Source organism: Mesorhizobium sp. M8A.F.Ca.ET.021.01.1.1, from assembly GCF_003998025.1.
Lineage (GTDB): Bacteria > Pseudomonadota > Alphaproteobacteria > Rhizobiales > Rhizobiaceae > Mesorhizobium.
On the sequence record NZ_RZSJ01000135.1, the window covers coordinates 1 to 11,992 of the forward strand.

Sequence of the window (11,992 nt, forward strand, 5' to 3'; positions counted from 1 at the left end):
GGAATGGCGGCTTCGTCTATGTCTCGCAATCACTGGCCGGCGAAGCCGTCGCGGCCACCGAAGCCGAGGACGGCCAATGGGCACTTACCTTCCATGATTATCCGCTTGGCATCATCGACACCAGACGTATGAAGCTCGTCCGCCGCAGCGCCGCGCCAACCAAACCGCTTGGCGCTGCGGCGGATGCATAGGGGGAGAACTGTTACCTATGTATCCGGTTCAATCTGTTACCCATCTATCGGCTGGACACCGGCAGGCAGGTGAGGGGCAGCGCAAACGCCCCGCAAGGTACCAATTCAAACCCAACGCCTTTGCCCCGGCCGTAAAACCCCACACAAACCCGCATTTTCGGGGTTACATCGGGCAAAACTCTTCCCTATAAGGCCCTCCTAGCCTGATACCAGAATCGCGAGCACAACCGGCCGGGTCTTCCCGTCCCGGTTTTTTGTGCAAGCCCGCTGCCGAACGGAATTCACAGACATGCCCAGACGCACCGACATCAAGTCGATCCTGATCATCGGGGCCGGCCCCATCGTCATCGGCCAGGCCTGCGAGTTCGATTATTCCGGCACCCAGGCCTGCAAGGCGCTGAAGGAAGAAGGCTTCCGCGTCATCCTGGTCAATTCCAATCCGGCCACCATCATGACCGACCCGGAACTGGCCGACGCCACCTATATCGAGCCGATCACCCCCGAGGTCGTGGCCAAGATCATCGCCAAGGAACGGCCCGACGCGCTGCTGCCGACCATGGGCGGCCAGACCGCGCTCAACACCGCGCTGTCGCTGCGCCGCATGGGCGTGCTCGAGCGCTACAATGTCGAGATGATCGGCGCCGACGCCCATGCCATCGACAAGGCCGAGGACCGCGCTCTGTTTCGCGAGGCGATGAAGACGATCGGGCTCGAAACGCCGAAGTCGATGCTGGCCAACGCCACCGACGTCAAGAACGCCGACCGCAAGACGCACGAAGCCGAGCGCGCCGCGCTGAAGGCCGAAAAGCCCGACAATCTCGACGCCGCGCTCGATGCGCTGGAAACCCGCTGGAACCTCGGCGAAGGCGACCGCAAGCAGCGCTACATCAGCCATGGCATGGCGATCGCCGCCCAGGCGCTCGACCATGTCGGCCTTCCCGCCATCATCCGCCCCTCCTTCACCATGGGCGGCACCGGCGGCGGCATCGCCTACAACAGGGCCGAATTCTACGACATCGTCCAGTCCGGCCTCGATGCCTCGCCGACCACCGAAGTGCTGATCGAGGAAAGCGTGCTCGGCTGGAAGGAGTATGAGATGGAGGTCGTCCGCGACAGAGCGGACAATTGCATCATCGTCTGCTCGATCGAGAACATCGACCCGATGGGCGTGCATACGGGCGATTCCATCACCGTCGCCCCTGCCCTCACGCTCACTGACAAAGAATACCAGATGATGCGCAACGCCTCGATCGCGGTGCTGCGCGAGATCGGCGTCGAGACCGGCGGCTCCAACGTGCAGTTCGCCGTCAACCCGGCCGATGGCCGCCTCGTCGTCATCGAGATGAACCCGCGCGTCTCGCGCTCGTCCGCGCTTGCCTCCAAGGCGACCGGTTTCCCGATCGCCAAGATCGCCGCCAAGCTCGCCGTCGGCTACACGCTGGACGAGTTGGAGAACGACATCACCGGCGGCGCGACGCCGGCTTCGTTCGAGCCGTCGATCGATTATGTCGTGACGAAGATCCCGCGCTTTGCCTTCGAAAAGTTCCCCGGCGCAGAGCCGGTGCTGACCACCGCCATGAAGTCGGTCGGCGAAGTCATGGCCATCGGCCGCACTTTCCAGGAATCGCTGCAGAAGGCGCTGCGCGGACTGGAAACCGGCCTCACCGGCCTCGACGAGATCGAGATCCCCGGCCTCGGCCACGGCGCCGTGGCGGCCAACCACGCCGACGACCGCAACGCCATCCGCGCCGCATTGGGCACCCCGACGCCGGACCGGCTGCGCATGGTGGCGCAGGCGATCCGCATGGGCACCTCGCTGGAAGACGTGCACGCCATGTGCAAGATCGACCCGTGGTTCCTCGAACAGATCGCCGGCATTCTCGCCATGGAGGCCCGCATCCGCGAGCACGGCATTCCTGAGGACGCCGTCAATCTGCGCATGCTGAAAGCCATGGGCTTCTCCGACGCCCGCCTCGCGTCGCTGACGAAGACCGACGCCGAAGTCGTTCAGAAGATTCGTGAAAAGCTCGACGTTCATCCGGTTTATAAGCGCATCGACACTTGCGCCGCCGAGTTCGCCTCGCCGACCGCCTACATGTATTCGACCTATGAAGTGCCTTTCGCCGGCGCGCTCGCCAACGAGGCGCAGGTCTCTGCGCGCAAGAAGGTCGTCATCCTCGGCGGCGGGCCGAACCGCATCGGCCAGGGCATCGAGTTCGACTATTGCTGCTGCCACGCGGCCTTCGCGCTGCGCGACGCCGGCTATGAAGCGATCATGATCAACTGCAACCCCGAAACCGTCTCGACCGACTACGACACTTCGGACCGGCTCTATTTCGAGCCGCTCACGGCGGAGGACGTGCTGGAGATCCTGCGCGCCGAGCAGGCCTCGGGCGAACTGATCGGCGTCATCGTCCAGTTCGGCGGCCAGACGCCGCTGAAGCTGGCGGATGCGCTGGAGAAGGCGGGCATCCCGATCCTCGGCACCTCGCCCGACATGATCGATCTGGCCGAAGACCGGGACCGTTTCCAGAAACTCCTGCACAAGCTCAACCTCAGTCAGCCGAAGAACGGCATCGCCTATTCGGTCGAGCAGGCCCGCACCGTCGCCGGCGAGCTCGGCTTCCCCCTGGTGGTGCGCCCCTCCTATGTGCTTGGCGGCCGCGCCATGCAGATCATCTACAACGAAGGCATGCTGCAGACCTATCTGCTCGACACCGTGCCCGGCCTGGTGCCGGAGGATATCAAGCAGAAATACCCCAACGACAAGACCGGCCAGATCAACACGCTGCTCGGCAAGAACCCGCTGCTGTTCGACACCTATCTCTCGGGTGCCATCGAGGTCGACGTCGACTGTCTCTGCGACGGCAAGGCGACCTTCGTGTCGGGCATTCTCGAACACATCGAGGAAGCCGGCATCCATTCCGGCGACTCGGCGTGCTCGCTCCCCGTTCACTCGCTGCCTTCGGAATTGGTTGACGAGCTGGAGCGCCAGACGGCGGCGCTCGCCCGCGCGCTCAATGTCGGCGGGCTGATGAACGTGCAGTACGCGATCAAGGACGGCACGGTCTATGTGCTGGAGGTCAACCCGCGGGCATCGCGCACCGTGCCCTTCGTCGCCAAGACCATCGGCCGGCCCATCGCCAAGATCGCCGCCCGCATCATGGCCGGCGAGACGCTGGAAGACGCCTTCTCCCATTACGGCGCCATGCCCGACCCCAGGAATCCCGGCCACATCGCGGTCAAGGAAGCCGTCTTCCCCTTCGCCCGCTTCCCCGGCGTCGACATATTGCTCGGCCCGGAAATGCGCTCGACCGGCGAGGTCATGGGCCTCGACCGCGACTTCGCGCTCGCCTTCGCCAAGAGCCAGCTCGGCGCCGGCGTCGACCTGCCGCGCTCCGGCACGCTGTTCGTCTCGGTGCGCGACGAGGACAAGAAAGGCATATTGCCGGCGGTCAAGCGCCTGGCCGGCCTCGGCTTCAAGGTGCTGGCCACCTCGGGCACCGCCCGCTTCCTCGCCGAAAACGGCGTGGTCGCCGAAAAGATCAACAAGGTGCTCGAAGGCCGCCCCCACATCGAGGACGCCATCCGCAACCGCCAGGTCCAGATCGTCTTCAACACCACGGACGGCCAGAAGGCGGTGTCGGACTCGAAGTCGCTACGCAGGGCAACGCTGATGCAGAAGGTGCCGTATTACACGACGCTGTCGGGCGCAGCGGCCGTGGCGGAGGCGATCGCGGCGTTGAAGGCTGGGAGCCTGGAGGTCAGGCCGCTGCAGGAGTATTTTGCTTAGGCGATTAGCTCTCTTCTCCCCGTTCACGGGGAGAAGGTGCCGGCAGGCGGATGAGGGGCAGCGCTCACATCTCAAGTTGGGACTGCCAAGCGGCCCTATTTCATCGGCTCCAACGACAGGCCACCGTTCGCCTGTTTCGTCCAGACATACATCGCCACATCAGGCTGGCGCCGATCGCCTTTCGCGTCGAACGTCAGATCGCCCAATACGGTCGAAATCGGCTTGCCTGATTTTATGGCGGCGGCGACGAGCCTCGGCGCTTGGACTCCTGCCATCTCGATACCTCCGGCGATGACCTGGACGGCGGCATAGGACTTCAACGTATAAGCCTCGGGCTCGAACCCCTGAGAGCGAAAACGCGCAACCACATCCTTTGCAGCTGGATTGGACCGGTCCTCGGGGGAAAACACGATCAGGGTCCCCTGAACAGCCGGCCCGGCCAAGCCAGTCAGACCCTTGACCATGGCTCCGTCACCGGAGATGAATTGCAGGTGCATATCAGCCTCGTCACTTTGACGAATAAGCCGACCCAACTGGTCCCCCAACCCGGCAAAGAACGCAACGTCGATCTTCGCGGCTTTCATTTTGCCGATCAGGTCTCCAAAATTGGTCTGATCATATCTAACCTTGATAGCCAGCTTTTCAGGATGCCCCTTTGCTCGCAGCGCCTTCCGGGCCTTGTTCGCCAAGCCGTCTCCATAGGGCGTACCATCACTTACGATGGCCAGATTCCGAGCTGCGAAATGATCCGCCATGTATTCGCCGGCAAACGTCCCTTGAACATCGTCACGCCCCGCTGTGCGAACAACATTCCAGAGCTTGAATTCGGTAAGCCCGGGATTTGTGGATGCTGGACTGACCATCAAAGTATTGTTCTTGGCGTAAATTTGCGAAGCTGGAATTGAAGACCCTGAATTGTAGTGGCCAACAACAAAGCGAACTCTGTCCCTAGCAAATGCCTTGGCAATGCCGATGGCGGTATCCGGGGTGCCCTGATCATCAAGGACGACAAGCGCTATCTTGCATCCCCCAATCCCACCTTTGGCATTGATGTCGTCTGCTGCGAGTTGAGCGCCACGGCGCATTTCCTCGCCGTAAACGGCCCAATCTCCCGTCATGGGGCCGGCCACGGCCATGGGAATATCAGGGCAAGCCGCGGCCGCTGATTGAGGAGCCGTTGACGCCGCCAACAGGCCCAAGGCCAATATTGTAAAAAGCCGAGGAAGCCCAAGCCAAAAACTACGCATTTCCGCCCCAGAAAGGTATTTAGAAAGTAGCCTTCCAAAAGAGAAAGATAACATGCGCTTTCAGCAAATTGAAGGTCTCCGCCGCAGCGAACGGAATCTTGTAGTGCGCCCCTCACCCCACCGCCACGCACTCAATCTCGATATCGAACTCCATCGGCCATGACGCCACCGGCACGAAACTCCGTGCCGGCGGGTTCTCGCTGAAATACCGGGCATACACCCTGTTTATCACGTTGTAGAAGCCGGAATTGACGGCGTAGATGCGCACCATCACGACATTCTCCAGCGAGGTGCCGGCCGCTTCCAGGCAGTGTTTCAGCGCTTTCAGCGACGCCTCGGTCTGGACCTCGATGTCGCCGCGCACCATCTCGCCGGTCACCATGTCCACCGGCGGCGTCGCCGAGATGAACACGAAGCCGTTGGCCTTCACCGCCGTCGAACAAGGCAGGCCGAGTGAGCGTACCTTGTCCGACATGACGGGTACTTCGATGACTTGTTTCTTCATGGGTGTGCTCCCTGGGGTTTCGCGGGGAGCTTAGCGCGGCGACGACGGAACGCCAGCGCCGTTCTTCCTTCTCCCCTTGTGGGAGAAGGTGGATCGGCGCGAAGCGCCGAGACGGATGAGGGGTGCGTGAAGGAACGAGACGTTGCTGGTTTCGTCCGTTTTCACCCTGAGGTGCTGCCCGGCATGAACGTGGCGCCAAGCCGGAACACCCCTCATCCGTCTTGCCGCTTCGCGGCAATCCACCTTCTCCCACAAGGGGAGAAGGAAGGCCCGCGTCGCGCGCCGCCCCCGGGGTTCACCCCTGCCCCGGATACGGCGTTCCATCATTGTGCAAAAACCGCCCATCGGAACTCGGGCTCATCATGTCGATGTCGCAGGTGATGACGTCGTCCGGATTGCGCGAGCCGACCTCGAGGTAAACAGCCGTCGTCGCCGAGCGGTTGATCATATGGTGGCCGTTGCCGCTGTTTTTGGCGAAGGCAGCACTGTCGCCGGCCCTGAGCAGCGTCTCGCCGCCATCCTCGACCAGCACCAGTTCGCCCTCCAGCACATAGACGAGCTCGTCCTCATGGCTGTGCCAGTGGCGCTGGCTCGACCGGCCGCCTGGCGGCAAGGTCATCAGGTTGACGCCGAAATCGGTGAGCCCGCCGGCATCGCCGAGGCGCCGGCGCGTGCAGGTCGCGCAAGGGGCGTCGAAGGGCGCGGGGTAGCCGGAGCCTTTGCGGACGGGCACGGATGCGAGATCGATCTTGGGCATGGGGTGCTCCCGAGGGTGATGCCGGGCAGTTTAATTCATGGCGGGTGGGGGCACAGGGCTAGGTTGGGTGTGGGGTTTGCCAGGGGCTAGAGCGCCTGACACCCCCACCTTCGTCATCCTAGAGCGTTTCATGTTTTGACGGAAGCGTATCCGGCGTTTTCGAAGTAGTTCTTGCATTCGGCTGCCTCGATGGTTTCGACGAGGTGGCCGATGTGACGCCAAGTTTCCTCGACGGTGCGTTTCTGAGCCTGGCGCATCCAGTGTTTGATCTTGGCGAAGGCCTGCTCAATCGGATTGAGGTCCGGAGAGTAGGGCGGCAGATACCAAAGTCTGGCGCCGGCGGCCTTGATCATCTGCCTGATGGCCGCCGACTTATGACTTCCCAGATTATCCATGACGACGATATCGCCGGGCTTCAGCACCGTGATGAGCTGCTGCTCGACATAGGCACGGAAGCATTGGCCGTTGATCGGGCCGTCGAAGACGCAAGGAGCCGCGAGCCGATCCCAGCGCAGTGCGCCGAGGAAGGTCAGCGTGCGCCAGTGGCCGTGTGGAGCCAAACCGCGCAGCCGTTTGCCCTTCGGCCCCCAACCGCGCAGCGGAGCCATGTTGGTCTTGATCCAGGTCTCGTCGATGAAGACAAGGCACTGCGGATCAAGGCCACCCTGCCAGGACCGCCATCGCTGACGCCTGCGGGCAACATCAGCGCGCGCCTGCTCAAGGGCGAACAGCGTTTTTTTTGAAGCTCAGGCCCTCGCGGCGCAGAAACATCCAGACCGTGTTGTGCGAGACCTTGATCCCACGCGCATCCAACTCGTCCTTTAGCCGATGCAGCGTCAGCTCAGAGGTCTGATTGATCCGTTCAACAATGAAGGCCCGATGCGGCTCCAGAACGCGCTTGCGATGTCCGCCCATCTTGCCCGGCGCCACCGAGCCGGTGGCACGGTAACGCTGCGACCACTTCACTACAGAGGAAACCGCAACGCCAAAGCGCGATGCCACAGCACGGCAATTCTCGCCTGCGCCAACTGCTTCAACAACACGCTCACGAAGATCGTTTGAAAGCGCTCGCGTCATCAGATGCTGGCCTCCAATCCAGCCAGCATCTTGAATCACAAACCAGCTGCTTTGGGAATCCTACGATTCTCTCAAAACAGGAACCGCTCTATCCGTTCGAAAACGGCTTCGAGTGTGCGATCAATTTCGGGAAACTACGAACAGGTGGGTGAACATATCCTGTCGGGGCGGGCAGATCTCGGAATCTCGAGGCTGCCCCTGGACCCCCGGCTGTTTGAGTGGGCACCGATCGGCTCGGCGCGCAATGTGTGCATCTTCCACCCCAAGCACCGTTTCTCAACAAAGTCACGTGTCGAAGCGCACGACCTCGAGGGGGAAAAGATTGTCGACATCGACCCTCAGTTTGCGTCGCATCAGATGAACTTCAACGCGCTGCGCTTCGCAGGGGTCGAGCCGGACATACTGGTGGAATACGATTGCAATGGTTACGAGGTCGGCTTCGTCTCGGCCGGTCTCGGCGTTTCCATCACCAACGAAATCATCGCCCGCGAATATGCGGCGTTCGAACTGGAAGCAAAGCCGGTGGAGCCCACGGCACTCTATCACTACGTTGCGGTCTGGCAGAAAGGCAGGGTCTTTTCCAACGTGTTGGAAGTCTCCCTTGGGGCGATCCTCTCCGCCTTTCATCCGGTGGCGAAAAGCGCACCGACCGTTCTCCCGATACACGCCGCCGCTCGCACCTCCGATCGTCCCTCTTAACAGCTCCGGACTAATCCTTCCGCTCGTGCTTCGCCTTCGCGAAGCCGCGATCCGTCGCGATGAAGCGCTCAAGCATGGGCACGATCAAGCGTAATGGATCTCTGGAAGATTGCCCCGCTTCGTGTCCAAGGATCTCGGCATATCTGGTCAGGTCGCGATGCAGCGGAGCCGGGAGCTCGATCGTAACCTTGACAGGTTTGTCGTCGGCAATGGGGCCGAGTTTCAGCTTAGCCATTTCAGCCTCCATACGGTTCGAGCACGAGATCGCGGGTAACGAGAACGCGCACGGGGAAACCCGGACGAATGTTGAGCGTCGGCGCTATCTGGAGCTGACGCTGGACGATCTCCTGGCCGACCTGGCTGACGCTATCGGAAGCGCCGCTGCGCAAGGCATGCAGGATATCGCTTTCCTGGCCCGACGAGCCCGCCTCCGCTCCTACGCTGAGGATGGTGGAAAGCGCAGCCGCCTTGAACAACTCGGCCCAGTGATAGTCGACGCCATCCTCGAGGCCGGCATAACCCTGCGCGTTCGCGCCGGGCTGGCGCTCCAAAACGATCGAGCGGCCATTGGGGAAGATCAGCCTGCTCCAGACAAGCAATACGCGGCGCTGCCCGAACCCAACACCGTTGTCATATTCGCCGATGACACGTGTCCCTTGGGGGATAAGCAGCGCCCTTCCCGTCGGACTGTCGTAGATGTTTTCGGTCACCTGAGCGGTAATCTGACCGGGCAGGTCGGAACGGATGCCGGTGATGAGAGCTGCCGGGATAACCGCCCCGGCCTGAAGCACATAGGGCGATGCCGGTGCCATGACATGGTCGGGCGCCACGGTGCGGCGGTCGGCGGCCACATTCAGGAAGGCAAGTTGGCGATCCTGCGCCGTCTGTCCGGCAGGTTCCAGACCGGCAAGGTTCGGTGTCGCGATATTGCCAGGCGGTTCGGCTGTGGCTCCGGCCCTCGCCGCAGCCTGGAAGAAGACCTGCGATGTTCGAGCGGCCTCCTCTTCGTCTCGCCGGCGTTGTTCGGCCTCGTCGACGCTAGGTGCCGCAATCATTGGCGGCACGACGGACTGCCCCTTGTTCTGCGCCTCGAGAATCGGGCGGCCGAGATCTCCGGGCAGCGGCGGTCCAAGGATCGGGCCGGTATAGTCGCGTGGCAGGCCAGCCAGGCCATCTGCCGGCTGGCGGTTGGAGGTCGAATAGAGCTCCTCACCCTGCGTGTCTCTATCGTGAGTCTGAAGCGCGTATATCAGCGCGCCGCCGATGCCAAGCGACGCGACGAAGCCGATGCCGGCAAGCAGCTTGCGCGACAGGCGGGTCACGCGCGGTGGCTCGGCGCGAAGTCGCATCGGCGCGGTGGCGTGCTCGTTGTCGCTCATGACTGCTCCCCTCCCCTTTGCCTCGGTGCGACCTTGCGTTTCGGCGCGGCACTCAAGCCCGGGATCCACGATAGACGGCTTGTCCTCGTCGCATCGATGCGGATGATCCTGACAGTCTGTTGCCGTTTGCCGCTCCCAAGACGCAATTCGGCCGCGCCGAACAAGCGGTCGACGATCAGGATGTTTTGATAGACCCGGCCGTTGGTGATCTCAGCCTCGCCGTCCGGGCCGATGACGAAGATCGGCGGCATCTCGCCCTGTACGATACCGCGCGGAAACTCGACGTAGACGCGTCGGCCATCGTCATAGACGGCGATGGGCTTCCAGGGCGGTGTGTCACCAGCAAGACGATAGCGGTAGTTGCGCGCGGCGACGTCCGGGATGATCGGTGTCTCGGGAGCGGCCTGTCGCCGGCTGCCGGGCTGGGTCGGATATGCCCATGCCACGGCAGGCATGTAGAGCTTCTCGTCCGCTCGCAGTTCGATCATGTAGCTGCGACGGTCGGTGGTGATGACGAGATTGGTGGTGATGTCGGGACGCGAAGGCTTGACCAGCACATGGACGCGCCGAGTCACGCCCGACCCGCTTTCGGTGTCGCCGATGATCCAGCGCGCGGTGTCGCCCGCGGCGATTGGGCCTGTGCCAGTCAGGCTCTCTCCGGGCTCCAGTGAGATGTCCGCTATCTTCCCCGGTGCCGCATAGACCTGGTAAAGTGCCCCTTCGCTCCATGGATAGACCTGTATGGCATTGTAATAGCCCTCGCGCCGCGGCTGGACGCGTGCGGCGGCGTTTGCGTTTTCGACACGCGCAGCCGGTGTGTCGCCTGCGGCGCCACCGCGCGAAGGCGCCCAGCCTGGTGGAACGTGCAGTGGTTTCGGACTCTGATCGATCGTGACAGCCGGAATAGACGGCAACGGCGGCACGTTGGTGTCATAGGCGATCTGCGGCGGCTTATGCGGCGTGGCGCAGCCCGTGAGCAAGGCCCCCGAAATCAAAAACGCGGCGAGTGGGCACCCGCGGGGAGCCGGGATGGCGGTGATAGGCATATCGCGGCTCATTGGCTCATCTCCCGCGACCAATTGATGGCATTGACATAGATACCGAGCGGATTGGCCCGAAGCCGTTCGGCGTCGCTTGGCGGCTGGACCACGATCGTCAGGATCGCGGTCCAGTGCTCGGTGATGGAGAGCTTGCCGTTTTCGTAGCGACGCTCGGTCCAGGCGACGCGAAAAGAATCCGGTGAGGCGCGAATGACGGAGGAGACCTCGACAGCGACCTGCTGCTTGCCCACCTTGGAGAAGGGTTCACTGCCGCGAGCATAGGCGTTGAGCACCATAGCGCCCTGGTCAGTGGTCCACTCATAGGCGCGTAGCCAGTTTTGTCGCACGATAATCGGATCGGCCGGGATTGAGCGGACCTGCTCGATGAAGCGAGCGAGATGCCACGCGATTTGCGGATCGGTCGGCTTGTAATCGGCGTTCGCGGGCGCGACCGTCTGCGCCTGTCCGAGCGCATCGACCTGGACCACCCACGGCACCACCGTGCCTCGGCCTGACTGCCAGACAAGGGAGCCCGCGAGGCCCGCCGAGAGCATCATCGATCCGAAGGCCATGGTGCGCCAATTCCTGGCCTGCACGCGGGCGGAGCCAATGCGCTCGTCCCAGACCTGCGCTGCCCTTTGATAGGGCGTCTCCGGTTGCGGTGTCTTGCCGTAGTGAACGGCGGGCCGTCGAAAGATGTTCATTGGTCACTTGCCTTCCGAGAGAGAAATGGAGGTTCCGCTGCCATGGGCATCGCCGGCGCGCACGGCGTGGGCAGCCGTCTGGACGCCATGGGAGAGTTGCTGAGATCGCTGCATGCGTTTGGCCCAGTCAGGCGGGTTCCTTGCCGCGGCGGCGACTTCGCTGCCGCCGCGGAAAGACGTACCGCCGGTAGACCCGGGATCGCCTCCGACCGTTCCGAGGGTCGATGATCCACCGGTGGCCTCGAAGGCAGAATTGGCGCCGGAAGCGAAGCTTGAATTCAGGGACTGGATGGCGCGCGCGGCCGCGCGCTTAAGCGGCGAAGCGGCGGCCGAAACGCCGGCGCTTGCAACGCCGCTCAGCCCTGAGGCGACACCCACGGCGCCCGCCTGGCCGGCGGAGCCGAGCGTATAGGCAGTCGATGCACTGCCTGCGAGGAACGAGCCGCCTCGCGCTGTGGAAGCCGCTCCGGAGAACGCGGCCGCTCCACCCCGCATTGCAAGGGCGGTAGCACCACCGGCGACGAGCGCCGTGCCGCCGGCGGCACGGCGCTCGTCGCCGGTGGTGCTACCGCCCTTGCAATGCGGGGTGGAGCGGCCGCG

General features: G+C 63.1%; 10 protein-coding genes and 2 pseudogenes. 3 read left to right on the forward strand and 9 right to left on the reverse strand.

From position 1 onward, the window contains the following. Positions 1–191 (forward strand): annotated as a pseudogene (locus tag EOA36_RS13285) (integrase); the annotation flags it as partial. Between the two features lie 289 nt (positions 192–480). Beyond that, positions 481–3,984 carry a carbamoyl-phosphate synthase large subunit gene (gene carB, locus EOA36_RS13290; protein ID WP_127278035.1) on the forward strand — a complete coding sequence of 1,168 codons (3,504 nt, stop codon included), beginning with the start codon at positions 481–483 and terminating at the stop codon, positions 3,982–3,984. A gap of 95 nt (positions 3,985–4,079) precedes the next feature. Here carB and EOA36_RS13295 read toward each other — a convergent pair whose 3' ends face one another. The 4 genes from EOA36_RS13295 to EOA36_RS13310 all read right to left on the reverse strand — a co-directional run bounded on the left by EOA36_RS13295 (position 4,080) and on the right by EOA36_RS13310 (position 7,570). Then, positions 4,080–5,120 (reverse strand): branched-chain amino acid ABC transporter substrate-binding protein, encoded by a 1,041-nt coding sequence (locus tag EOA36_RS13295; RefSeq protein WP_189343779.1) that lies wholly within the window; start codon positions 5,118–5,120, stop codon positions 4,080–4,082. Positions 5,121–5,343: 223 nt separating this feature from the next. Continuing rightward, positions 5,344–5,736, reverse strand: a complete 393-nt coding sequence (locus EOA36_RS13300; RefSeq protein ID WP_127278037.1) for a RidA family protein — start codon at positions 5,734–5,736, stop codon at positions 5,344–5,346. A 295-nt stretch (positions 5,737–6,031) separates the two neighbouring features. Next, positions 6,032–6,493 carry a cupin domain-containing protein gene (locus EOA36_RS13305; RefSeq protein WP_127278038.1) on the reverse strand — a complete coding sequence of 154 codons (462 nt, stop codon included), beginning with the start codon at positions 6,491–6,493 and terminating at the stop codon, positions 6,032–6,034. A 128-nt stretch (positions 6,494–6,621) separates the two neighbouring features. Next, positions 6,622–7,570 (reverse strand): IS630 family transposase gene (locus EOA36_RS13310; RefSeq protein WP_127278039.1). Its coding sequence is split into 2 segments (ribosomal slippage): positions 6,622–7,233 and positions 7,235–7,570, totalling 948 coding nucleotides; the frame shifts between segments, so codons are not numbered across the junction. Between the two features lie 3 nt (positions 7,571–7,573). Here EOA36_RS13310 and EOA36_RS13315 point away from each other — a divergent pair. Beyond that, positions 7,574–8,269: a LysR family transcriptional regulator substrate-binding protein gene (locus EOA36_RS13315; protein ID WP_281040054.1), complete on the forward strand. Its 696-nt coding sequence runs from the start codon at positions 7,574–7,576 to the stop codon at positions 8,267–8,269. Between the two features lie 10 nt (positions 8,270–8,279). Here the strand turns inward: EOA36_RS13315 and EOA36_RS13320 are convergent, their stop codons facing one another. The 5 genes and pseudogenes from EOA36_RS13320 to EOA36_RS37255 all read right to left on the reverse strand — a co-directional run. Further along, positions 8,280–8,504 carry a DUF2274 domain-containing protein gene (locus tag EOA36_RS13320; RefSeq protein ID WP_127278040.1) on the reverse strand — a complete coding sequence of 75 codons (225 nt, stop codon included), beginning with the start codon at positions 8,502–8,504 and terminating at the stop codon, positions 8,280–8,282. Between the two features lies 1 nt (position 8,505). After that, complete coding sequence (locus tag EOA36_RS13325) at positions 8,506–9,648, reverse strand: TrbI/VirB10 family protein (protein WP_127278041.1); 1,143 nt, start codon at positions 9,646–9,648, stop codon at positions 8,506–8,508. Beyond that, positions 9,645–10,694 (reverse strand): P-type conjugative transfer protein TrbG, encoded by a 1,050-nt coding sequence (gene trbG / locus EOA36_RS13330; RefSeq protein ID WP_245464342.1) that lies wholly within the window; start codon positions 10,692–10,694, stop codon positions 9,645–9,647. The genes EOA36_RS13325 and trbG overlap by 4 nt, the downstream gene beginning before the upstream one ends. An 8-nt stretch (positions 10,695–10,702) precedes the next feature. Next, entirely contained in the window at positions 10,703–11,392 is a 690-nt protein-coding gene (gene trbF / locus EOA36_RS13335; RefSeq protein ID WP_127278043.1) for a conjugal transfer protein TrbF, read from the reverse strand. 3 nt (positions 11,393–11,395) lie between these two features. Beyond that, positions 11,396–11,992 (reverse strand): annotated as a pseudogene (locus EOA36_RS37255) (P-type conjugative transfer protein TrbL); the annotation flags it as partial.

What these genes read in the sequence shown, in the direction of transcription:
- EOA36_RS13325 (WP_127278041.1), bottom strand. Translation starts at nt 9,648, where the DNA reads ATGAGCGACAACGAGCACGCCACCGCGCCGATGCGACTTCGCGCCGAG.
- EOA36_RS13315 (WP_281040054.1), top strand. Translation starts at nt 7,574, where the DNA reads ATGCTGGCCTCCAATCCAGCCAGCATCTTGAATCACAAACCAGCTGCT.
- trbG (WP_245464342.1), bottom strand. Translation starts at nt 10,694, where the DNA reads ATGCCTATCACCGCCATCCCGGCTCCCCGCGGGTGCCCACTCGCCGCG.
- trbF (WP_127278043.1), bottom strand. Translation starts at nt 11,392, where the DNA reads ATGAACATCTTTCGACGGCCCGCCGTTCACTACGGCAAGACACCGCAA.
- carB (WP_127278035.1), top strand. Translation starts at nt 481, where the DNA reads ATGCCCAGACGCACCGACATCAAGTCGATCCTGATCATCGGGGCCGGC.
- EOA36_RS13320 (WP_127278040.1), bottom strand. Translation starts at nt 8,504, where the DNA reads ATGGCTAAGCTGAAACTCGGCCCCATTGCCGACGACAAACCTGTCAAG.
- EOA36_RS13300 (WP_127278037.1), bottom strand. Translation starts at nt 5,736, where the DNA reads ATGAAGAAACAAGTCATCGAAGTACCCGTCATGTCGGACAAGGTACGC.
- EOA36_RS13305 (WP_127278038.1), bottom strand. Translation starts at nt 6,493, where the DNA reads ATGCCCAAGATCGATCTCGCATCCGTGCCCGTCCGCAAAGGCTCCGGC.
- EOA36_RS13295 (WP_189343779.1), bottom strand. Translation starts at nt 5,120, where the DNA reads ATGGCCGTGGCCGGCCCCATGACGGGAGATTGGGCCGTTTACGGCGAG.